22 protein-coding genes are annotated in these 21,541 nt (G+C 39.2%); 13 read left to right on the top strand and 9 right to left on the bottom strand.

The window, feature by feature from the left end; all coding sequences use genetic code 11:
* Window positions 1-160 precede the first annotated feature (160 nt).
* Entirely contained in the window at window positions 161-379 is a 219-nt protein-coding gene (locus MLE14_RS18005; RefSeq protein ID WP_243299811.1) for a hypothetical protein, read from the top strand.
* A 58-nt stretch (window positions 380-437) separates the two neighbouring features.
* Here MLE14_RS18005 and MLE14_RS18000 read toward each other — a convergent pair whose 3' ends face one another.
* Together MLE14_RS18000 and MLE14_RS17995 are read right to left on the bottom strand one after the other, a co-directional pair.
* Window positions 438-1,655 (bottom strand): MFS transporter, encoded by a 1,218-nt coding sequence (locus tag MLE14_RS18000; RefSeq protein ID WP_243299828.1) that lies wholly within the window; start codon window positions 1,653-1,655, stop codon window positions 438-440.
* A 1,757-nt stretch (window positions 1,656-3,412) separates the two neighbouring features.
* Window positions 3,413-3,790, bottom strand: coding sequence for a kinase-associated lipoprotein B (locus tag MLE14_RS17995; RefSeq protein ID WP_243299809.1), 378 nt, complete (start codon window positions 3,788-3,790; stop codon window positions 3,413-3,415).
* A 139-nt stretch (window positions 3,791-3,929) separates the two neighbouring features.
* Between MLE14_RS17995 and MLE14_RS17990 the strand changes: the two genes are divergently transcribed.
* The 3 genes from MLE14_RS17990 to MLE14_RS17980 all read left to right on the top strand — a co-directional run bounded on the left by MLE14_RS17990 (window position 3,930) and on the right by MLE14_RS17980 (window position 5,396).
* The gene (locus tag MLE14_RS17990) at window positions 3,930-4,532 is read left to right on the top strand and encodes a peptidylprolyl isomerase (protein WP_243299807.1); all 603 of its coding nucleotides are present in this window, start codon (window positions 3,930-3,932) and stop codon (window positions 4,530-4,532) included.
* Between the two features lie 28 nt (window positions 4,533-4,560).
* On the top strand, window positions 4,561-4,752 hold the full coding sequence (locus tag MLE14_RS17985) for a hypothetical protein (RefSeq protein ID WP_243299827.1): 192 nt from the start codon (window positions 4,561-4,563) through the stop codon (window positions 4,750-4,752).
* Between the two features lie 80 nt (window positions 4,753-4,832).
* The gene (locus tag MLE14_RS17980; protein WP_243299805.1) at window positions 4,833-5,396 is read left to right on the top strand and encodes a superoxide dismutase family protein; all 564 of its coding nucleotides are present in this window, start codon (window positions 4,833-4,835) and stop codon (window positions 5,394-5,396) included.
* 257 nt (window positions 5,397-5,653) lie between these two features.
* Here the strand turns inward: MLE14_RS17980 and MLE14_RS17975 are convergent, their stop codons facing one another.
* Window positions 5,654-6,829: a MalY/PatB family protein gene (locus MLE14_RS17975; RefSeq protein WP_243299803.1), complete on the bottom strand. Its 1,176-nt coding sequence runs from the start codon at window positions 6,827-6,829 to the stop codon at window positions 5,654-5,656.
* 91 nt (window positions 6,830-6,920) lie between these two features.
* Between MLE14_RS17975 and MLE14_RS17970 the strand changes: the two genes are divergently transcribed.
* A complete protein-coding gene (locus MLE14_RS17970) occupies window positions 6,921-7,172 on the top strand; it encodes a DUF1871 family protein (protein ID WP_243299802.1) in 252 nt (83 codons plus the stop codon).
* A 52-nt stretch (window positions 7,173-7,224) separates the two neighbouring features.
* Here MLE14_RS17970 and MLE14_RS17965 read toward each other — a convergent pair whose 3' ends face one another.
* Complete coding sequence (locus tag MLE14_RS17965) at window positions 7,225-8,064, bottom strand: alpha/beta fold hydrolase (protein ID WP_243299801.1); 840 nt, start codon at window positions 8,062-8,064, stop codon at window positions 7,225-7,227.
* Window positions 8,065-8,349: 285 nt separating this feature from the next.
* Here MLE14_RS17965 and yugI point away from each other — a divergent pair, with 285 nt between their 5' ends.
* The gene (gene yugI, locus MLE14_RS17960) at window positions 8,350-8,745 is read left to right on the top strand and encodes a S1 domain-containing post-transcriptional regulator GSP13 (RefSeq protein WP_243299800.1); all 396 of its coding nucleotides are present in this window, start codon (window positions 8,350-8,352) and stop codon (window positions 8,743-8,745) included.
* 159 nt (window positions 8,746-8,904) lie between these two features.
* Window positions 8,905-10,104: an ornithine--oxo-acid transaminase gene (locus MLE14_RS17955; protein WP_243299799.1), complete on the top strand. Its 1,200-nt coding sequence runs from the start codon at window positions 8,905-8,907 to the stop codon at window positions 10,102-10,104.
* Window positions 10,105-10,261: 157 nt separating this feature from the next.
* On the opposite strand, the gene MLE14_RS17950 is transcribed toward MLE14_RS17955, so the two are convergent.
* The 3 genes from MLE14_RS17950 to MLE14_RS17940 form a co-directional block, all read right to left on the bottom strand.
* Window positions 10,262-10,495 (bottom strand): DUF378 domain-containing protein, encoded by a 234-nt coding sequence (locus MLE14_RS17950; RefSeq protein WP_243299798.1) that lies wholly within the window; start codon window positions 10,493-10,495, stop codon window positions 10,262-10,264.
* Between the two features lie 94 nt (window positions 10,496-10,589).
* Window positions 10,590-11,531, bottom strand: coding sequence for an alpha/beta hydrolase family protein (locus tag MLE14_RS17945; protein WP_243299797.1), 942 nt, complete (start codon window positions 11,529-11,531; stop codon window positions 10,590-10,592).
* The gene (locus MLE14_RS17940; protein ID WP_243299796.1) at window positions 11,518-12,069 is read right to left on the bottom strand and encodes a helix-turn-helix domain-containing protein; all 552 of its coding nucleotides are present in this window, start codon (window positions 12,067-12,069) and stop codon (window positions 11,518-11,520) included. The genes MLE14_RS17945 and MLE14_RS17940 overlap by 14 nt, the downstream gene beginning before the upstream one ends.
* 156 nt (window positions 12,070-12,225) lie before the next feature.
* Here MLE14_RS17940 and MLE14_RS17935 point away from each other — a divergent pair, with 156 nt between their 5' ends.
* From MLE14_RS17935 to MLE14_RS17925, 3 genes are all read left to right on the top strand, one after another.
* A complete protein-coding gene (locus tag MLE14_RS17935) occupies window positions 12,226-13,389 on the top strand; it encodes an iron-containing alcohol dehydrogenase (RefSeq protein ID WP_243299795.1) in 1,164 nt (387 codons plus the stop codon).
* 200 nt (window positions 13,390-13,589) lie between these two features.
* Window positions 13,590-14,936 carry a glucose-6-phosphate isomerase gene (locus MLE14_RS17930; RefSeq protein WP_243299793.1) on the top strand — a complete coding sequence of 449 codons (1,347 nt, stop codon included), beginning with the start codon at window positions 13,590-13,592 and terminating at the stop codon, window positions 14,934-14,936.
* Window positions 14,937-15,120: 184 nt separating this feature from the next.
* A complete protein-coding gene (locus MLE14_RS17925; protein WP_243299792.1) occupies window positions 15,121-15,525 on the top strand; it encodes a YugN-like family protein in 405 nt (134 codons plus the stop codon).
* On the opposite strand, the gene MLE14_RS17920 is transcribed toward MLE14_RS17925, so the two are convergent.
* A complete protein-coding gene (locus tag MLE14_RS17920; protein ID WP_243299791.1) occupies window positions 15,495-16,517 on the bottom strand; it encodes a potassium channel family protein in 1,023 nt (340 codons plus the stop codon). The genes MLE14_RS17925 and MLE14_RS17920 overlap by 31 nt on opposite strands.
* A gap of 139 nt (window positions 16,518-16,656) precedes the next feature.
* The gene (locus MLE14_RS17915; protein ID WP_243299790.1) at window positions 16,657-17,268 is read right to left on the bottom strand and encodes a DedA family protein; all 612 of its coding nucleotides are present in this window, start codon (window positions 17,266-17,268) and stop codon (window positions 16,657-16,659) included.
* Window positions 17,269-17,452: 184 nt separating this feature from the next.
* Here MLE14_RS17915 and MLE14_RS17910 point away from each other — a divergent pair, with 184 nt between their 5' ends.
* The 3 genes from MLE14_RS17910 (at window position 17,453) to MLE14_RS17900 (ending at window position 21,361) form a co-directional block, all read left to right on the top strand.
* The gene (locus tag MLE14_RS17910) at window positions 17,453-18,190 is read left to right on the top strand and encodes a LytR/AlgR family response regulator transcription factor (RefSeq protein ID WP_243299789.1); all 738 of its coding nucleotides are present in this window, start codon (window positions 17,453-17,455) and stop codon (window positions 18,188-18,190) included.
* A 136-nt stretch (window positions 18,191-18,326) separates the two neighbouring features.
* Complete coding sequence (locus MLE14_RS17905; protein WP_243299788.1) at window positions 18,327-20,132, top strand: carbon starvation CstA family protein; 1,806 nt, start codon at window positions 18,327-18,329, stop codon at window positions 20,130-20,132.
* 395 nt (window positions 20,133-20,527) lie between these two features.
* Complete coding sequence (locus MLE14_RS17900; RefSeq protein WP_243299787.1) at window positions 20,528-21,361, top strand: basic amino acid ABC transporter substrate-binding protein; 834 nt, start codon at window positions 20,528-20,530, stop codon at window positions 21,359-21,361.
* The last annotated feature ends 180 nt before the right edge of the window (window positions 21,362-21,541 follow it).

Genomic DNA, 21,541 nt, shown 5'->3' with positions numbered 1-21,541 from the left:
ACATGAATGATGGGCTGAATGCATGTCCTAAGCCCCATTTGTGAGAAAATATTCAAATTTTTCAAAGTGAAAAATAATTACTTCCTATTTAATAAGGTTTCATCAAAAATGGATTGTATAAAAATGAATGAGTATGTAAAAACTATGATTGGTGATTATGATGTTTAAAAAAATTACGGTATGCGCCATTGTGTTTTTTGGTCTGTTTATAATGGGATGGGCTGCAAACGAACAGCAAAAAAGAGAGTTTATTGAATGGGATGAATTCCAGGATATTGAACTTGTCCCCATTAGTACGGAAACAAATCTAAATGAAAATAAAAAGGTTTATAAAAAATATAAGTCGCGAGAATACGTTCGAATTTCTACAGCTTCATGAGGACATATGTAAAAGAGGCATCGACACAAGGTCAATCCCTCTTTTTTTACTTGCTTTTTTAATGGTGGACCATGGAGTGATGATCCTCTTCCTTCTCTTTCCGAACGCTCCAGAATAATAAGAAAAATCCAAGCAAAAGCAGAAGACTTGTAATAAAGAAAACAGGGGCAATCCCTAAAAATCCTGAGACTATCCCGCCTAAAGCGGGTCCAATTACATTTCCTAAAAAACGGCAGCTTGTGTTATACCCGAGTACTTCCCCCTGCATATGGATTGGAACTGAACGCCGCATATAAGCTGTGACACAAGGGATAATTCCGCCGACTGCCATACCATATAGGAACCGGCACAAGACCAGCTGCCATAAATGAGTGGCTAATCCTTGTGGAATAAAGAGGATAGACGCACAGACAAGGAGAACAAGCAGAACTTTTTCATGGCCAATTTTATCTCCCAGAATGCCCCATTGTCTGGTAGCTAATAAATTCCCAAAACCAGTAGCTGAAAATGCTAATCCTGCCAGAAACGCTATATTTTCCGCATGTGTTAATTCATTTACATAAAGTGCGAGTAAAGGCTGGATGGTAAAATTAGCGACCTGGACAATCAGTGATATAGCCATCACTGTCACTAGGACACGATTGTGGAAAATGAAGGAGAGAACTTCTTTAGCTGAGTGAATCGACTCTTTCTTTTCTTTTTCTGTTTTCCTTACCTCTTTGATTCCAACTGCTACAAAGATAGTAGCCAGTGCAATTGATAGTGACGTAATAATAAATGTATACTCAAATCCAACCGCATCAGCCAACATTCCGCCCATTAGCGGACCCAGTAATCCTCCTGATACTGTGCCCATTTGTAAAGTACCCAATATTCTTCCTGCACGGGCTCTAGGTGTCTGGGAACCAATTAAAGCCATAGAGGTTGGAATGAACCCCGTAACAGCTCCCATTACAAACCTCAGGATAAACAGTCCCATAACCGATTCCATAAATCCCATTAGAAAGATGCTTATCGCAATCCCAGATCCAGTTATTAATAAAATTGGTTTGTAGCCGTATTTATCACCAATTCTTCCCCAGATTGGAGAAAAAAGAAAAGCAGTTATGAATGTTACTCCGAACACAAAACCTGCCCATCTTTGTACATATTCTTCACTGAAATCTCCAAATGTTTCAATATAAAGCGAAAGAAAAGGCATAATCATCGTCGCGCTGGCAGAAACTAAGAAGTTAGCTGACCACATGATGATGAGGTTTCGCTTTTCCGTAGAAATGATAAACACCTTCTTTAAATTATTTCGATTGTCAAAATAATTATAAAACAATATGAGGGGTTTGGAAAGATGTTCGACTCACGAAATTTTCGGTTTATTAAATATTTTTATGTGAGGACAATTGGGATATGAATCGGATAACAAAATTCCGAAGAAAATAGCGCCTGCTTTGTGGGTGGGGATACTGGGGTTGTTATGGACATGAGTTCCGCTATTCCTGAAAAATAAGGCAATTATAGGACATGGGGAGACTGTCGATTATTTACTCTCTCTTAATACCCTAATACCATCGGAATTGATTTCTTCGTAATCATTGATACTACTCTAGACTAATTGTGTCCAACATTAGGCCGTATTTGGACAGGTTTACTGAATTCAATGTCAATCGTGTCCGAATCAAGGGTGTATTCGGACAGGTTTACTGAATTCAAAGTCATTCGTGTCCGAATTAAGGTCGTATTCGGACAGGTTTACTGAATTCAAAGTCATTTGTGGCCGAATCAAGGTCGTATTCGGACAGGTTTACTGAATTCAAAGGCATTCGTGTCCGAATTAAGGTCGTATTCGGACAGGTTTACTGAATTCAAAGTCAATCGTGTCCGAATCAAGGTAGTATTCGGACAGGTTTACTGAATTCAAAGTCAATCGTGTCCGAATCAAGGGAGTATTCGGACAGGTTTACTGAATTCAAAGGCATTTGTGTCTGAATCAAGGTCGTATTCGGACAGGTTTACTGAATTCAAAGTCATTCTTGTCCGAATCAAGGTCGTATTCGGACAGGTTTACTGAATTCAAAGTCAATCGTGTCCGAATCAAGGTAGTATTCGGACAGGTTTACTGAATTCAAAGTCAATCGTGTCCGAATCAAGGGAGTATTCGGACAGGTTTACCAATTACAAAGTCATTCGTGTCCGAATAAAAGGTGTATTCGGACAGGTTTACTGAATTCAAAGTCATTCGTGTCCGAATAAAGGTAGTATTCGGACAGGTTTACTGAATTCAAAGGCATTTGTGTCTGAATCAAGGTCGTATTCGGACAGGTTTACTGAATTCAAAGGCATTTGTGTCTGAATCAAGGGCTCTCTCTTTAGTAAAAATTAATCATAAAAAAACAACAATCTTTGCGAAAACAGCATTTGATTATACATTATGTGAGGTTAATTTTTAACACTATCTGGTACTGTAATAGCATAAAAATCAATATTCAGTGGTTCCTAAAGCGGATCCTCATTCCGTTATTAGAACGATAATCTGTACTTCAGGGGCTGAAGCGGATTCTGATTCCGCTATTAGTACCAAAACCAATCAAATTTGACGAAAAAAAGGGAAATAACGGAACCAGGAACCGAAACCATGCTCCAAACAAAGATTTTTGAACAAATAAGGGAATGAGGATCCATTACTAAGTTTGACGGCTAAAAAAGAGGATACATTTTCAGGGTAGCGGATCGTATGTCCGCAAACATTTGTGTCCCCGCGGATTCCAAAGGTTTACGGACATCAATTCCTTTATTTAGTAAAAACACAGCAATTTTGAGTTGATTTTTTTGAAAAAATCAAGCGATTTTTAGCTGTTTGCTATTAATCGACAGTCTCATGGGCTCCGTTATCAAAGGCAAAATCACATGAATTATTGGTCATTTTCAGTAAATAACAGCTCGTATGTCCTCTTTGTCTCCACTTGAAATCCCTTCCACAAAAGGTATATAAGATCACATGTGCTATATACATAAAAAGGACAGCTTCCCTGTCCTTTTTCACTTAAAATATTCATTTTTCAGATTCTCAAGACAAGCCAGGCTTTTTTTGGCAAAAGACGTGTCTTCTATTTCAAGACTTTCGATTAAGCTGGAGATTGCTTGTGCCAGAGATTCTTTGTAATCTGGAATCTGTTCTGAATAGGGCTTAACCATTGGCTTCGGAACATTTGCCTGTTCCCGGTATGCAAGGGCTTTTCGTTCATGAAAAAATGGAACTTCTGCATCTTTCGGGTGATGTAAATCCCCTTGCATAGGGTGCTTTTTAACAGCTAACACTCTAACTGTATAATGATTTTCCAGTTCTCTTGTGATTTCGCCATAGTATTGACCGGTTTTATAAATGGCTGTCACGGTATCGCCTATTTTAAGTTCCATAAGGGCTCCCCTTTCGTGTTTCTCTAATTTTCAAAAATTACCTACCCTATGTATTTGTTTTTATATTGTACCATGAATGGTGCATCTCAATTGGATTTCATGTATTATAAAAATGGAATTTAATAAAAAGGAGAATAAGATGACGAATCCAAACGTATTACCTCAGATTGACCATTCAAAAGAAGTTATTATCCGATTAGATATGAATACATCAAAAGGTACCATTTCACTTGTGCTTTTTCCCGAGTATGCACCGAAAGCGGTAGAAAACTTTGTGACTCATAGTGAGAATGGGTATTATGATGGGCTTACGTTCCATCGCGTCATTAAAGGTTTTATGATTCAAGGGGGAGACCCAATGGGAACTGGAATGGGCGGAGAAAGTATTTACGGCCATCCGTTTGAAGATGAATTCTCACTTCAATTGTTCCACTTCAGAGGAGCGCTTTCGATGGCAAACTCCGGTCCAAACACAAATGGCAGTCAGTTCTTTATCGTTCAATCTGATGAATTGAATCCGCAATTTAAATCTCAGCTAGAACAGGCTGGTTTCCCGCAAGCTGCGATCGATCAATATATAAAAGAGGGCGGGACTCCTTGGCTAGATCACAGACATACGGTATTTGGCCAGGTGGTTGAAGGATTTGATGTGCTAGATGCGATTGCAAATGTTCAAGTCGGTCCAAATGATAAGCCTGTTGAGCCTGTTACGATTGAGTCTATTACAGTGCATAAGGGATAATCTTAGTTAGAAGGGATTAGAGTTGATCATGATAAACTGGTCCATATTAGCAATGTTTTTATACTTCCCGGAGGACAAATCAGAGTATATCCCAGCTGTGCTTATGACGGCTATCTTTGTAGCCGGGGCATTCATAGCGATGCGTTTTTTTATTAAACATTCGAAAAAGGAAGAAGAAAAGTTCAAACATTTGGACGCTAATAGTGAACAAAAGGATTAATTGCCTGTTTTTGTCCTTGGTTTATTGAGCGTCATTTTTGGTGATGATAGCTAACAGACAACGTTAGCGGAGGCGATCATATGAGAAAATTAATCGTCGTCATCACCGTCTTTTTTTTAGCAGGATGTGTGACGAATCCAAAGCCGAAGAAAATCGATGTAGATATGATTAACCCAGATGGAGATTCGTTAGGGACGATTAAGCTAGAGGAACAGGCAGATGGTGTAAAAGTAAAGGTAGACCTTAAAGGATTACCGCCAGGAACCCATGCGATTCATATCCACGAGGCAGGGACATGTGAACCGCCAGAATTTTTATCAGCCGGGGATCACTTTAATCCAGAAGATAAAGAGCATGGTCTTTTAAATCCAAAAGGTGCACATGCCGGAGACCTTCCTAACTTAATCGTTAAAGAAGATGGCTCTGTAAAGGTTGATCTTGTTGCACCTAATGTAACTTTGACAACAGAAAAAACGTCCCTCTTCACAAAGGAAGGAACCAGCATCGTCATTCATGAGAATCCGGATGATGGGATGACGCAGCCAGCCGGTGATTCTGGGGCGAGACTTGCCTGCGGTGAAATTTCTGCCGAAAAAAAACCGGGACAAACCGGTGCTCAGGATGATACGGGTGAAGAAGAATAATACAGGTGGATTGACCACTTAAAAAATCCTCTCAAATTGTGAGAGGATTTTTTTCGTTCAATTCAAATGATATTGAAGAGATCATTCATGAATCCGACATCGGGAGTCAGAGGCTGACCTATTACAGCATGAGGGCAGAGCGGACATTTCTTTGACACCAAAAGGAAAAGACCAGAACGAGCAAACGGTAAATAATGCAAATAAAACGATATACTTTGATCTTATATTGTAAAAAAATAATCCCGCGTATAGCGGGGTTATGATGAAAAACGAGATAAAGCCCGGTCAAGCCTATTCAGGCCTTCCATTAATAAAGGTCTCGGGCAGGCTATATTCATTCGGACGTAACCTTCTCCCTGAGGACCGTATTTCACCCCGTTTTCTAAAGCTAGCTTTCCTTCATTTAAAATTGCAGAAAAAAGGGTTTCCTGATCGACTCCAAATCCACGGCAATCTAACCAAAGTAAATAGGTAGCCTGATGCTGTTTCATTTTAATGTTAGGCAGACGATCTGCTAAAAAGTCCTGCACGGTTCGAATGTTTTCTTGCAGGTAGATAAGCAGTTCATCTAACCATTCTGCTCCATGAACATAGGCTGCTTCCATTGCAACCATTCCAAACAGGTTGAGCCCATGAAAACCCTGCCTGCTTTGAAACGATTCAATGGTCTTACGAAGATTTTCGTCGGGTATAATCATCGATGAGGCATGAAGTCCTGCTAAGTTAAATGTTTTTGTCGGAGAGATAAATGTGACGATTTTGTTCTGATAAGAAGGATCGACAGATGCAATCGGTATATGCTGAAATCCTGGCATTGTAAGATCACAATGAATTTCATCGGAAAGGATCGTCACATCATATTTTTTACAGAGATCGATCATTCGCTCCAGCTCTTCGCGTGTCCAAACTCTGCCGCTTGGATTATGCGGATGACAGAGCAAAAAGATTTTTACTCCTGATTGTAATTGGCTTTCAAACTCATCCCAATTCATCTGATATTGTTCTTCCTCATCCAGTAATGCTGAGTATATGACCTCACGGGAATTAGCCTCAGTTATCCCAAAAAAAGGCGGATATATCGGAGAATGCATTAAAATTTTGTCACCTGCTTCAGTCAAAGCCTGAATCACCACCGAAATAGATGCAACAACGCCAGGACTAAACAGAATCCATTCTTTATCGATTTTCCATTGATACCGTTTCAGTTCCCAGGCACAAACAGCTTCTACTAAGGAGTCAGGGGTTATTGTATAGCCGAAGATCTTATGATTGACACGGTTTCGTAAAGCTTCAACAACTGCTTCTGGTGGAGGAAAGTCCATATCGGCAACCCACATTGGATGCAGATTGGGCTGCCCAAAAACAAACTCGGCCCCATCCCATTTTGCAGCATATGTACCTTGTCGAGAGTAGATTGTATTAAAATCAGTCATACATAATCTCCTTTCCAATGAATCCTACTTTCTTTTCTCTATTTTCATGATAAAATAGTTGAGAGAAAAACGGAACTATTAGGTGATTAAAATGAGAACTGAAGAAGCACATCAGCAAATGAGAAAATTAATTATAGAGTGGGATCCTTTTCAGTTTGGGGAATACGAAACGGAAATTGCGGATATTATTCAGGCTGTTCATAAACATAAAGACCGAAATAAGTTAGGAAAAGAGATACAAATCATTTTTGAGCATTCGTTTGAAAAATGGTTATCCTTAGGGGAATGCCAAGAAGTAGCGGGGAAGCTCCAATATATTAAAGAAATTTCCGATTGTACTTAGAAAATATTGAGAAGAAGGGTCAGACATCGATGTCTGATCCTTTTTTCAATAATTACACATGAACTTGCTCTAATGAGGAAATAAAGCTTTTGATATGATGATGTACCTCTTCTGGCTTTTCTTCGGGGACCAGATGTCCAGCATCTTTTAAAACAACTAATTTAGAGTTGGGGAGATCCTTATGCAGCCTTTTGCCAACATGAAGCGGGACGACCCGATCGTGCTCCCCCCAAATTAAAAGACATGGTACCCGAATCGTTTGTAAAATCTCGGTTGGCAGATCTCCTTCACGGTCACGAATCATTCTTGTTAATGCTTTAAAAATATCATTATTCAAAAAAGGCTGCATATAGCCATCTATCATTTCTTTGTCGATTAATTGGGCATTATAGACGACCCGATTCAGATTTTCTTCCACTCCTGATCTCGCTAAGTACAGCTTTACATAATGGTGAAAAAAAGGCAGGTAGCTGGAATATCTCATAGAATTTTTTATGCGTTTTAAATAAGAAGAACTGCATAGCAGAACGGCTCCTTTAATGGCAGCTGGTTTTAAATGTGCCATATTAAGAGAAATCTGGCCACCCATCGAGTGACCGATAACAAAGGCTTGCTGAATCCCTAAAATGTTTAGTAATTGGAGGACCGTTTTGGCCATATTGTGATAAGAGTATTTGAAAGTTGTTGTTTTTCCGCTTTTTCCAAATGGCGGAATATCAACAGAAATGACTGAATACTCTTTTTTTAGCAAAGGAACGAGCTGTCTAAAACTAAAGCTGGACGACAGGAAACCATGTATTAAGAGGATGGTTTCTTCAGAATCCTCATTCTGATGGTATTCATAGTAAAGTTCGGTTCCGTTTATTTGCTGGATGGCTCCAACCTCAGTCAACGTTCATCCCCCCTGTTCATCTTCCCTTATTTTACCCAAGGACTTTCGGATAAAACAAATAATGAGAGTATAAAAAAACAGATAAGCAAGAAGCTTATCTGCCAAAAAGGGGGAATACTTAGAAAGCCTGTTAAACAGTTTAACCACATTTACCTCATTTATACGTGAATAAGATTGATCGTTCCAATTTATACCATTTACTTGTATTTTTGCCCGTGTTCCTATCGTATGGTATAATCTATAAATGCTTGTTAATAGGATAAATAGTTAATTAGGAGTGTTACCATGGCAAATCAATATGAAGTAGGTTCAGTACACACAGGAAAGGTAACGGGAATTCAACCTTACGGAGCATTCGTTGCCCTTGACGATGAGACCCAGGGTCTTGTTCATATCTCAGAAATTACGCACGGTTTCGTTAAAGATGTTAATGAACATTTAAAAGTAGGAGACGAAGTTCAGGTTAAAGTTTTATCTGTTGAAGAAGAAAGCGGAAAAATTGCTCTTTCAATTAAAGCTACTCAAGAAGCGCAAGCCAAACCTCAATCCGCTCGTAAACCAAAACCTGCCCGTCAGGTTCAGCCTAAGGCCGAAGAAGCTCCAAGCGGATTCAATACATTAAAGGACAAATTGACAGAGTGGATTGAACAGTCAAAAAGGGAAGATTTAATTAAGAAATAAGCCTTGTGGGGCTTATTTTTTTGCTGTTTCAAGCCTGCCAGACGGCGTCTTGGCTCTCCTGTATTTTCTTGCAACGACTTGAATATATAAACTTACTTCAAATAAAAAGTCCTTATCATGTACAATAGAAGAAGAGTTCATTTTATAGGAGGGACTAAAATGACGATTCAGACAAAATCACAAAGTCTCATTGAAGTAACGGAAAAATACGGCGCAAAAAACTATAATCCTCTTCCAATCGTGGTTTCAAAGGCGGAGGGAATATGGGTTGAAGACCCTGAAGGAAACCGTTATATGGATATGCTTAGTGCGTACTCTGCTGTCAATCAGGGACACCGTCATCCCAAAATTATCGATGCTTTAAAAAAACAGGCAGATCGCGTAACATTAACTTCACGTGCCTTTCATAATGATCAATTAGGCCCTTGGTTAGAAAAAGTTTGCACATTAACCCAAAAAGAAATGGTTCTTCCAATGAATACAGGTGCTGAAGCTGTGGAAACTGCTATAAAAGCGGCTAGAAGATGGGCTTATGATGTAAAGGGAGTAGAAGAAAATAAAGCTGAAATTATCGGGTGTGAAGGGAACTTTCACGGCCGTACAATGACAGCGGTTTCGCTTTCCTCTGAAGCAGAATATAAGCGCGGCTTTGGTCCAATGCTGCCAGGAATTAAGCTTATTCCTTACGGGGACATTCATGCACTTGAGGCTGCTATTACTCCAAACACGGCAGCTTTTATAGTCGAACCAATTCAGGGGGAAGCTGGGATTGTGATTCCGCCTGCAGGATTTTTGAAAAAGGCTTATGAGCTTTGTCAAAAGCAAAATGTTTTATTTATTGCTGATGAAATCCAGGCGGGATTAGGACGTTCAGGTAAAATGTTTGCTTGCGAATGGGAAGATGTAGTGCCTGATATGTATATCTTAGGGAAAGCGTTGGGCGGTGGTGTATTCCCAATCTCTTGTGTAGCAGCAAACAAGGATGTACTTGGAGTGTTCAACCCAGGCTCACATGGATCTACTTTTGGCGGTAACCCAATGGCATGTGCCGTATCGATTGCATCATTGGAAGTGTTAGAAGAAGAGAAATTACATGAAAAATCTTTAGAACTTGGCGAATATTTCTTAGAAAAACTTAACAATATAAAGAATCCTATTATTAAAGAAGTAAGAGGGAGGGGCTTATTTATCGGGGTTGAACTGAAAGAGGCTGCTCGACCATATTGTGAAGCCCTTAAAGAAGAAGGCCTATTATGTAAAGAAACCCATGATAATGTGATTCGATTTGCTCCTCCGCTTGTCATTACGAAGGAAGAATTGGATTGGGCAATTGAACGAATAGTAAAGGTACTATCTTAGTCCATTGCGATGTCAAATGGCAATGGAATACTATAAAATGGCTTATGCAGGTACAATAATTAAATCGATGTAAAAATACAAGGGCAGCCTCTATTTTCGCAACAGGGGCTGCCCTTTTTTCACCAGTAACAATTAATTGTTATTTATTTAAACTATTTTATCGGGTAGGTCTTGCTTCGGGTTCTCGCTCGAGTTCTTCATTTGGCTTAAACAATAACCCCAGGTTGATCAGACCTGCAATACCTACTAAGCCATAGATGATCCGTGATAGTGCACTATCTTGACCACCGAAAATGGCTGCAACGAGGTCAAATTGAAAGAATCCAATCAGACCCCAATTGATAGCTCCAATAATAGTAAGGACAAGTGCAATACGTTGAATAGCGCTCATGATGACTCCTCCTTTAATAACGGATGGTTTCTTTTTTAGAATGAGCAATTACGTACAAATTATACGTCGTCGACCTTTTTCTAGAGGAGAATGATCAGCTAAAGCGCTTTTTTAGCCAGGAATCAATCGTTTGAAATAGCTCGGGACAGATCGGCTCATTCAGTTGGGATTTATATTCTTTTATCAATCCTAACATCGTATGGGTGCCTTGGTATTTCCTGAGAATATGATTCATATCAGGAATAATATGCCATTCAGCTTCCCCTTTTACCATTTCAGCAATTCGCTGGGCCTGTTCAGGCGGTACCTGAAGATCCTTTTCACCGGTAATGGCTATTACAGGGCAAGTCGTTTGTTCTAAATAATCACAGACATTATATCTCATTTGTTCTCTGATCCACTTTGCCGGGAATCTGGCCCCTTTAATCCTAATTACACTTTGACTAGACTCCATTATTTTCTTCATAATGGCTTTGTTTTGCTTCTTTGCTTTTTCCGTCACATTTAAAACCTTAAATAACCAGCCTTTAAATCCCTTTGTTTGCTCTATTTCTGACAAGGCTATTTCCGATTGCCGGGGCAATAATTGATTTGATGGTTCTGCAGCCCCTGCAAGTAATATGAGTCCGGCAACCGGCTTTTGTTTATGAACGGCTGGAGCCAGTAATGCACCTTCACTATGGCCTAGGATCAAAATTTTATTTTTATTGACTTTTGGATGATCTTGTAAAAATCCAATACAGTTTGCAGCATCATCAATTAAATCATAGACTCCCGTTTCATAAAAATTTCCTCCGCTTTGGTGGGTTCCCCGTTTGTCATATCGTAATGTAATGAATCCGCGCGATGTAAAATATTCAGCAAGGTCTTTATACAGATTCATCTTCATTCTCTTTACATTACCGTCTCGGTCAGATTTCCCTGTTCCCGGAATAATCAGGATAGCTGGAGCTGACTTAGCTGTATCTTCCGGATAAGTAAGAGTTCCGCTCAAAGGATAGGCTCCGTGAATCGTTACACCTTCACTTTTTGTCATCATCTTTCTCCTCTTCAACCACTGGCATCATAATAGTAGAAATCAACCTTTTTCTCCTATCTGAATTCGGCGTGTTTTGTATATATTTTTGAAGAACTTGTTTTAGATCTGCAATGAATGCCTCGAATTCACTGTCACTTAAAAATAGAACACCTTGCCGGTATCCAACGCCATCCCGTTCGAAATCAATATCATCCTGGTCTAAATATTCTTCAAAGTCCCGCAATAATTGTGCCGTGAAAACCATAAATAATTGCAAATGATCTTCTTTATTAAGTCCAATGAGGTCATCCTTCGTTAAATGAACCGCAGACAAATTCAATGAATATACCTTCTCGATTGTGCCCCGGATTTGGTTTTCTTCAATTATTTTTAGTACATCAGTTTTTACAAGAGTATCTATGTGGCGATACAAAGTGGCCTGGGGAATATTGTGTAATTTTATTGCCAGATCTTTAGCGGTACGGTTCTGGCCGTCAAGAAATTGCTGAATAATTTTAAAACGAACAGGGTGAAGAATGGCATCAATTTTTTTCAATTTGAACCTCCTCGTTATCAAATATTATCAATCAATATTATATTATCATTTTTGATAATAAAAACACAAGCAAGGTTTGTCGGGAAAATCAGAGGTTACATTCTTTGCATTTCAAATTACCCTATCGCATAATAAAAATTAAAGGAGGCAGATAAGATGCAAAATTTTACATATCACAATCCAACTAAATTAATATTCGGCAAGGACACCTTAGCTGAACTTAAAAATGAGATACCGCAATACGGAAAAAAGGTACTGTTAGTTTATGGAGGCGGCAGCATCAAACGAAATGGTATTTATAACAGAACTTTGGCAACTCTTGAAGAGATGGGAGCTGAAGTTCTGGAGCTTCCTGGTGTTGAGCCAAACCCGCGTATTTCAACGGTCCGAAAAGGGGTCGAGATTTGTAAAAAGGAAAAGATTGAGGTGTTATTGGCAGTTGGCGGGGGCAGTGTAATCGATTGTACAAAAGCAATTGCCGCAGGTGCCATGTATGATGGGGATCCATGGGATTTGGTTATCAGGAAAGCAATTCCCGAAAAAGCACTTCCATTTGGAACGGTTTTGACTCTTGCTGCTACTGGGTCAGAAATGAATTCAGGGTCAGTGATTACGAATTGGGAAACCCATGAAAAATATGGATGGGGAAGTCCGCTTACCTTCCCTAAATTTTCAATTCTAGATCCTGCACATACGATTACGGTTCCAAAGAATCAAACGATTTATGGCATCGTCGACATGATGTCACATGTCCTAGAGTCATATTTCCACAACGTGACGAATACACCGCTGCAAGACAGAATGTGTGAATCTGTACTTTTAACAGTGATCGAAGCTGCACCAAAGCTCGTAAATGACTTAGAAAACTACGAACTAAGAGAAACGATTCTTTATAATGGCACGATCGCATTGAACGGAAGTCTCCAAATGGGGTATCGAGGGGACTGGGCAACACATAATATTGAGCATGCAGTTTCTGCTGTCTATGACATACCGCATGCGGGTGGCTTAGCAATTCTATTCCCAAATTGGATTAAACATACGCTTGCTACCAATCCGTCACGAATGAAGCAGCTGGCAGTCCGGGTATTTGGTGTGAATCCAGAAGGAAAATCTGATGAAGAAGTGGCGCTTGAGGGAATTGAAGCCTTGCGTTCCTTCTGGAGTTCAATCGGTGCACCAAGCCGTCTTGCTGATTATGAGATTGATGATTCCCGCTTAGATGAGATTGCTGATAAAGCCATGGCACGAGGAGAATTTGGGAACTTCCAGAAACTAAAGAAAGAGGATGTTTTAAGTATTTTACGGGCGTCTTTATAAAAGAAAGATTAGGAGAGCTGTGAGGCTTCTCCTTTTATTTTGGTTCTGCTACGGATGGCAGGGTAAAAATACCAATCACCCACTCCAATTCAGTTCTAAAGTTCGAAATGATGTAAAAGCGCATCGGAACACTTGATTCTCATTTCACTCTTCTGTAAAGTGATAATGACCGAATACATAAGAGCAATGGAGGGTCCGTTATGACACATATTCGTTTTGATTATTCAAAGGCACTTGCATTCTTTGGTGAACACGAGATTACATACTTACAGGATGCTGTGAAGGCAGCACATAACGCGTTACATGAAAAAACAGGGGCTGGCAGTGACTTTTTAGGATGGATTGACCTGCCAGAAAAATACGATAAAGATGAATTTAACCGGATTCAAAAAGCGGCTGAAAAAATCAAAGGAGATTCTGATGTTCTGCTTGTTATTGGAATCGGCGGTTCCTATTTAGGAGCACGAGCAGCAATCGAAATGCTTAATCATTCTTTCTATAATGTACTGTCAAAAGAGGATAGACAAACACCACAGGTGATTTTCTTAGGCAACAATATTAGTTCTACCTATATGAAGGATGTAATGGATCTTCTTCAGAATAAGGATTTCTCAATTAATGTTATTTCAAAGTCCGGAACAACGACTGAACCGGCCATTGCATTTCGGATTTTTAGAAAACTATTAATTGAAAAATATGGAAAAGAGGAAGCTGCAAAAAGGATTTATGCGACAACGGATAAGGCTAAAGGGGCTCTTAAAACGGTGGCGGATGAAAATGGCTATGAAACGTTTGTCATCCCGGATGATGTCGGTGGCCGTTATTCTGTTTTAACCGCAGTTGGCTTACTGCCGATTGCAGTCAGTGGCGCGAACATCGAAGACATGATGAAAGGTGCCCGAAAGGCTCAAGAAGATTACAGCAAGAGTGATCTCAAAGATAACCAAGCCTATCAGTATGCAGCAGTGCGCAATATTTTATACAACAAAGGGAAAACGGTTGAGTTATTAGTTAACTATGAACCAGGTCTGCAATACTTTTCAGAATGGTGGAAGCAGCTGTTTGGCGAGAGTGAAGGAAAGGATCAAAAAGGAATTTATCCTTCATCTGCGAACTTCTCAACCGACCTTCATTCACTAGGACAATATATACAAGAGGGTCGGCGGGACCTGTTTGAAACGGTGATTAATGTAACAACTCCAAGACATGAACTGACAATTGAAGCTGAAGAAAATGACTTGGATGGCTTAAATTATCTGGCCGGAGAAACCGTTGACTTTGTCAATAAAAAGGCATTTCAAGGAACGCTGTTGGCTCATACAGATGGGGGAGTTCCGAACTTAGTTGTAGAAATTCCTAAAATGGATGAGTACACATTTGGCTATTTAGTGTATTTCTTTGAGAAGGCCTGTGCAATGAGCGGCTACTTATTAGGAGTCAATCCATTCGATCAGCCAGGAGTAGAAGCCTACAAGAAAAATATGTTTGCCCTCTTAGGCAAACCAGGCTTTGAAGAAGAAAAGAAAAAATTAGAAGAACGCTTATAAAAAAGAAACAGGGGGACGGTTCTTGTGTTTCATCCATACTGCTGAAACGCAAGAACCGTCCCTATGTTTCAAAAAGTCCGCATTCCATCATGCGGACTTTTTCTTGCATGCATTAAAAATAAATAATCCCTTTCCATATAGGTAACACTAAGCAACAGGTAAATATGGAAAAGGGGTTATTCAGATGATTGAAATTCCATCCAAATTAGAAGGAAAGCATTTTTCTCTCTATCGGCTTGAAGACAAACTCAAGCCAAGAGGCTATACTATTGGATCCAACTGGGAATATGATCATGGTTATTTTGATTATTTAATCGACGATCGGGTTGGCTATCAGTTTCTCCGTATTCCATTTACAGCCGTTGATGGTCAGCTAGATTCATTGGGCGCTACTGTAGAAATAGGCAGACCTCTCCTTCTCTCCCATAAATATCAGCGCGGACTGGATGAAGAAGCGGATACCGGTCTTTTGTCCGGGATGACAAATCAGTTCCAAGAACCAGTCGATGAGGATGCCAGTTTTCCTGAAGAATATATTGATCTTGGCAAGTCATTAGTTCAGGAGCTGGAAGACTTATTCTTAAAATGACCTCTGATTAGCAATAACTCATCTCCAGCTTCTATTTTTGTATCGAAAGGAGGGTTAACGAATGTTTCCCCTCTTTTTTTAATACCAATTACAATCACTTCATCTTGGTAAAACTTCTGCATAATCATAGAAAATGTATGGCCTGTCAGTTCATCCGGAACCTCAATAAATTCTACTTTGCTGCCATGATCTTGACTTAAGATAGCTGATAGAGCTTTCGAAATGCCGTGATTAGCTAGGGTATTTAGTAAAACGGATCCTGCAAGGTAATTCGATTGGATGATTTCATCCGCACCTGCCCGTATCGCATTATTGAGATGCTTTTCCGTTAAAATCTCAACAACACTATATATCGAGGGATTACAACCTTTTACCGCGATCAGCTGCAGGATTGACCGCATATCCGCTTGGACTTCACTTACACTTGGATCAGCCGTAATTATTACGGTCCGTGCTTTATTTATTCCTGCTTTTTGTAATATATGATCTTGATCGGCACTTCCTCTTATAAAATGAACTTGAACGTCAGGAACCGGTTTTTCTCTTAATGTACTATCAATTAAAACGATGCGAATCTCCGGGTAAAGAAGTGTCAGTTCTTTTATGATATACCGGCTTCTTTCATTCCAGCCGACAATGATCAAATGTTCTTTTTTGCCGGCATAGGCCACTTTGCCTTCATTCACAGCATTTTGTCTTTGCACCGCAGTAGCAGCAAGCGATACAAAATAGGTAGAAACAAACCCGGCCCCAACAACGATTAATGATATACCGACCAATTTCCCTTCAAATGTTGTTGGCACAAAATCCCCATAGCCAATAGTAGATGCGGTAATAATCGCCCACCATATCCCATCAAAGATAGTTGGAAAAGAATCTGGTTCAACAAAATGAATGGCTATTCCAAAAAATACAATGGTAATCGTGGCCATAAAAAGTATCCTGCCAACTAAGGGCAGCCTTAAAAATAGCAGAAACAAGCGGTCAGTCAAAAGAACCCCTCCTCATACATCCTTATCATTATGGACAGTTGCAAGGGGATTCATAACGGATTAGAAGGAGAGGGACTGCCTTGTGTTTTAGAAAAAAAAGAAGGCATCACAATATGAGTGATGCGCTTCTTTGAAAGATTTAGCTGCGTAATCTCCGTTTGCGAATATATAAAACAACAACAGCAATAAATAGAATTGCTAAGAGAGCATAAACAATATTAGAATAGATATCCATATAGTGGACAATCGTTTCCCATGAATTCCCCAGTGCCGCACCAAGGTTAACAAGAATGATGTTCCAAATCAGTGTTCCAAGCGTCGTAAATAATAGGAAAAGCCCAAAATTCATATTAGACATACCAGCCGGAATGGAAATCAAACTGCGAATTAATGGAATAAGACGGCAGAAAAACACAGTCCATACACCGTATTTGTCGAACCAGGCATCGGCTTTGTGAATATCTTCTTTTGTAATCCTTAAAATATGCCCCCACTTGTCCACAATCTTTTCCAATCGTTCCACATCAAGCAGCAGTCCGATTCCATAAAGTATCATAGCACCGCCGACAGATCCTAAAGTGGCAAATGTGATAACCCCTGCAACCGTTAGGTCAGTCTGAGTGGTCATCACACCTCCAAATGTTAAAATAACCTCAGAAGGGATGGGGGGAAAGACGTTTTCAAGAGCAATTAAGAACAAAATACCCCAATAGCCGAATTGTTCCATAATATCTGTGATCCAGTTTTCCATATGTACACTCCTCTATTTTCTGACTATCTATCAGGAAAGGTCACGCTGTTACCTGAATTTATTATTTATAGCACCATTTATAATAGTAATCTTTTATTAAAGAACTACACCTTAGGATTATAATATACTATAGTTGTAACATACAAAGATAAATTATTTGAAGGGAAAGCAGGTTTTCGGAGAAATGTTAAAAGTCTATATTGTGGATGATGAACCTTTTGCTAGGGATGAGTTAAAATATCTGCTGTCTCGAACCAGGCAAGTCAATATTTTAGGAGAAAGCGGCTCTATTCGAAGTGCAGCTAAAGAAATTCCGGAGCTAAAGCCAGATCTCGTATTTTTGGATATTGAATTAGCTGGCGATAGCGGACTAAACTTAGCGAAACAACTTGAATCTCTTGAACCTTCTCCTGCCGTTGTTTTTGCAACTGCCTATGATGAATATGCCGTTCAGGCTTTTGATTTAAATGCCGTTGACTATGTATTAAAGCCGTTTGATGAGGATCGGATTCAAAAGACTTTGGATAAAGTTAAAAAAATACGGGAAATCGAGAATAAGACGATTCCGTTTCACCCTTCTATAAAAAACGAGCGAAGTGGCAAAATCGCTGTACCCGTTGATGATAGAATTGTTTTGCTTTCCTTATCAGACATACAATATTTGGAATCATTTGAAGGAAAGACTAAGATTAAAACAGTCAAACAAGAATATACAGTGAATGAAGCACTCGTTTTGTTAGAGAAAAAACTGAGTGAAAACCAATTTCTCCGTGTACATCGAAGTTATATTGTGAACATGGATTTTATTGTAGAAATTGAGCCGTGGTTTAACTCTACCTTTAACTTAATATTGAAAGACGGCTCAAAAGTACCAGTAAGCCGAACCTATGTAAAGGACATGAAAAACCTCCTAGGCATTTAACATGACTGTATTTCATTTTCATTTTTCTGCAAACTATCATTCAATTTTGGTATTTTATTATGAAAACAGGTTTGAAGCGTTTTCATTTAATATGATAGACGCGCGGGATACAAAATGAATGGGAGGAAAATGCAAAATGAATGCGGTTACAATTGTTATAGGTGCTATCTGTATCCTTTTAATTGCTTATCGCCTTTATGGCACGTTTATGGCTGCAAAGGTATTGAAGATCGATGATTCAAAACCAACTCCAGCCCATAAATTTGAAGATGGAAAAGACTATGTACCCACCAATAAATGGGTTGCATTTGGTCACCATTTTGCGGCGATTGCTGCGGCGGGACCGTTAGTGGGTCCTATCTTGGCGGCACAATTCGGCTATTTGCCAGGATTATTATGGCTGCTAATTGGTGCTGTAATTGGTGGTGCTGTCCACGATTTAGTTGTCCTTTTTGCATCAATGCGGCGAAATGGAAAATCTTTATCAGAGGTAGCAAAAGAAGAACTAGGTCCTGTGGCAGGATTTTGTGCAGGCTTAGCTATGCTGTTCATTATTACGATTACAATGGCTGGCTTGTCCCTTGTGGTTTTAAGTGCATTAGAAAGAAACCCGTGGGGAACTTTCGCAGTAGGAATTACGATTCCTGTCGCGATGGCAGTCGGGCTGTATCACAAAAAGACAGGAAATTTAAAAGCAGCTACAACAGTAGGTTTCGGACTTATATTACTAGCAGTCATTTTTGGTCATAATATCCAAGGTACATGGCTTGGAGATTTATTAACATTTGAGAAGAGTACCCTTGCAATTATTCTTCCTCTTTATGCATTTTTTGCAGCTGCGCTGCCGGTATGGTTACTGTTGGCACCGCGTGATTATTTAAGTACATTTATGAAAATTGGGGTATTTGCGGCTTTAATTGTTGGGGTTTTCGTGGTAAACCCTGCTGTTCAGTTTCCTGCATTTACTGAATTTATAAATGGCGGCGGTCCTGTAATCGCCGGACCAGTATGGCCATTCATTTCAATTACCATTGCCTGTGGGGCAATTTCAGGCTTCCATGCATTCGTTGGTTCCGGAACAACACCAAAGATGATTAACCGCTGGAGTGATGCAAAAGGTGTTGCATTTGGAGGAATGCTCGTAGAATGTTTAGTTGCGGTAATGGCCTTAATTGCTGCTGTATCCTTACAGCCAGGCGATTATTTTGCAATTAACTCAACACCGGAAAAATTCGAACAGCTTGGAATGGAAACCGTTCATTTAGCTGAGCTCAGTGAAAGTGTTGGGATGGACCTTGAAGGAAGAACTGGTGGAGCGGTTACATTAGCGGTAGGGATGACGTATATCTTTACGGAAATTCAGATTTTCGAAAGATTAGCTTCTTATTTCTATCAGTTTGTCATTTTATTTGAGGCTGTCTTTATTTTAACTGCAATCGATGCAGGAACACGGGTGGCAAGATATTTGATCCAAGATTTCTTTGGAGATTTCATTAAACCTTTAAAACGGACAGACTCGCTTCCAGCGAACATTATTGCGAGTGCATTAGCCTGTCTTTTCTGGGGTTACCTGCTATACTCGGGTGATATTAGCTCTGTTTGGGCGCTCTTTGGCGTATCGAATCAGTTAATGGCATCCATTGGTCTAATTGTAGGTGCAACGGTTATCCTAAAAATTGCGAATAAGCGCTGGTATATGCTAACTTGTCTTGTTCCTCTTGCGTACCTATATGTAACAGTAAACGTAGCTGGATTCTGGATGATTCAAAATGTTTACTGGAATCCAGAAAATGCCGGATATAATATGCTAAATGGAATTCTGTCTATTATCATGCTTACTCTTGGTGTGGTAATCCTGATTGCATCGATTTATAAATGGAGTAAGCTGTGGAAGATTCCACAGAATGAATTGGTTCAACAATCCTATTTAGAAGTTTCATAGAAGCTAGACAGTAGTTTAACTTTAAAAATATGCCAGTTGTAAAGCTGGTACACTAAGAGAACAGCACTTCATTCATATTTACAGTGGGTGGAGTGCTGTTTTTTGCTATTGTCAAGCGCAAGCCTAAATAATTCTCAATTTTCAGTAATGTATTATATATGAATAATAATGTATTGATTATACTTTCAGAATATTATTTTATTTATCTTGAAAATCCCATAACCTATTGGTATACAAGGAGTTTTGTTATTATTTCAATATAATATCAGTTTAATATACTAAAGTGAGTATTGCATAAGTAAACTGGATGACGTATAGTTTAAATATAAAAATTATTACTAAAGTATCAGTGCTTTTATAAGAAAAGCTCAAAATAAAAGGAAGGGGAACATGAAATGAAGAAAAAGCCATATTTTATATTTGCCATTATTACTTCTTTAATGCTGCTCTTAGCTGCTTGCGGAACTGCTAATGAAAACACACAATCAGGTTCCGGAGGGGAAGGCGATGACACACCTGAAACAAAAACATTACGGGTGGTCACAGATGCAGCTTATGCTCCTTTTGAATCCCTTGAGGGTGACCAAATTGTCGGTTTTGACATTGATTTTATCAATGCAGTAGCTGAAGAAGCCGGATACGAGCTGAAAATTGAAAATGTTGGCTGGGATCCTATTTTTGTTGAAATTGAGTCTAAGAGAGCAGATTTAGCTATATCTGCTATCACGATCACTGAGGAAAGAAAACAATCCTATGATTTTTCACATCCATACTTCTTATCCACTAATAAAATTTTAGTTCCTGAAGAAAGTGACATTCAATCAGCGGAAGATTTAAAAGACCAGGTAGTGGCTGTACAAGGCGGAACTACTGGTGATGAAGCGGTCGAAGGATTACTTGGTAAAAATAATAAGAATATCAAAAAATTTGATAATAATAATCTAGCAATTCAAGAGTTGTTACAAGGCGGAGCAGCTGCTGTTGTAGCAGATAATACAGTTATTGAAGAATATGTAGCGAATAACCCAGATCAAAATCTAAAGGTAGTAGAAGATGCAGACGCGTTTGCATCAGAATTTTACGGAGTCATGTTCCCTAAGGATAGCGAATTGAAGGCTGAATTTGATGAAGCTCTTAATACTATTTTTGAGAACGGAACCTATGCTGAAATTTATAAAGAATGGTTTGGTTCAGAACCAGATATTGAAACATTGAAAGCTCAACAATAATTCAATAAACATATAAATGCGTAACTTCGATCACAAAGTTACGCAGTTTTTTTGGCTCTATAATATTTGTTGGGGTTTGAACACAACTTTTTATTCATAAAAAAAACACGTAAACATCCAATTCTTTTATACTTGAATTGTCGAGAAACAAGACAAAAGAAATGGAGTTACGTGTATATG

It is taken from the genome of Bacillus litorisediminis (assembly GCF_022808645.1).
GTDB lineage: Bacteria > Bacillota > Bacilli > Bacillales > JC228 > Bacillus_BF > Bacillus_BF litorisediminis.
This window is presented reverse-complemented; position numbering and strand designations above follow the sequence as displayed.

Excerpts from the sequence above, each read along its gene's own strand:
- MLE14_RS18005 (WP_243299811.1), top strand. The coding sequence starts at position 161 with ATGTTTAAAAAAATTACGGTATGCGCCATTGTGTTTTTTGGTCTGTTT.
- MLE14_RS17910 (WP_243299789.1), top strand. The coding sequence starts at position 17,453 with ATGTTAAAAGTCTATATTGTGGATGATGAACCTTTTGCTAGGGATGAG.
- MLE14_RS17935 (WP_243299795.1), top strand. The coding sequence starts at position 12,226 with ATGCAAAATTTTACATATCACAATCCAACTAAATTAATATTCGGCAAG.
- MLE14_RS17945 (WP_243299797.1), bottom strand. The coding sequence starts at position 11,531 with ATGACAAAAAGTGAAGGTGTAACGATTCACGGAGCCTATCCTTTGAGC.
- MLE14_RS17975 (WP_243299803.1), bottom strand. The coding sequence starts at position 6,829 with ATGACTGATTTTAATACAATCTACTCTCGACAAGGTACATATGCTGCA.
- yugI (WP_243299800.1), top strand. The coding sequence starts at position 8,350 with ATGGCAAATCAATATGAAGTAGGTTCAGTACACACAGGAAAGGTAACG.
- MLE14_RS17950 (WP_243299798.1), bottom strand. The coding sequence starts at position 10,495 with ATGAGCGCTATTCAACGTATTGCACTTGTCCTTACTATTATTGGAGCT.
- MLE14_RS17995 (WP_243299809.1), bottom strand. The coding sequence starts at position 3,790 with ATGGAACTTAAAATAGGCGATACCGTGACAGCCATTTATAAAACCGGT.
- MLE14_RS17905 (WP_243299788.1), top strand. The coding sequence starts at position 18,327 with ATGAATGCGGTTACAATTGTTATAGGTGCTATCTGTATCCTTTTAATT.
- MLE14_RS17925 (WP_243299792.1), top strand. The coding sequence starts at position 15,121 with ATGATTGAAATTCCATCCAAATTAGAAGGAAAGCATTTTTCTCTCTAT.
- MLE14_RS17985 (WP_243299827.1), top strand. The coding sequence starts at position 4,561 with ATGATAAACTGGTCCATATTAGCAATGTTTTTATACTTCCCGGAGGAC.
- MLE14_RS17900 (WP_243299787.1), top strand. The coding sequence starts at position 20,528 with ATGAAGAAAAAGCCATATTTTATATTTGCCATTATTACTTCTTTAATG.
- MLE14_RS17930 (WP_243299793.1), top strand. The coding sequence starts at position 13,590 with ATGACACATATTCGTTTTGATTATTCAAAGGCACTTGCATTCTTTGGT.
- MLE14_RS17970 (WP_243299802.1), top strand. The coding sequence starts at position 6,921 with ATGAGAACTGAAGAAGCACATCAGCAAATGAGAAAATTAATTATAGAG.
- MLE14_RS17955 (WP_243299799.1), top strand. The coding sequence starts at position 8,905 with ATGACGATTCAGACAAAATCACAAAGTCTCATTGAAGTAACGGAAAAA.
- MLE14_RS17990 (WP_243299807.1), top strand. The coding sequence starts at position 3,930 with ATGACGAATCCAAACGTATTACCTCAGATTGACCATTCAAAAGAAGTT.
- MLE14_RS17915 (WP_243299790.1), bottom strand. The coding sequence starts at position 17,268 with ATGGAAAACTGGATCACAGATATTATGGAACAATTCGGCTATTGGGGT.
- MLE14_RS17980 (WP_243299805.1), top strand. The coding sequence starts at position 4,833 with ATGAGAAAATTAATCGTCGTCATCACCGTCTTTTTTTTAGCAGGATGT.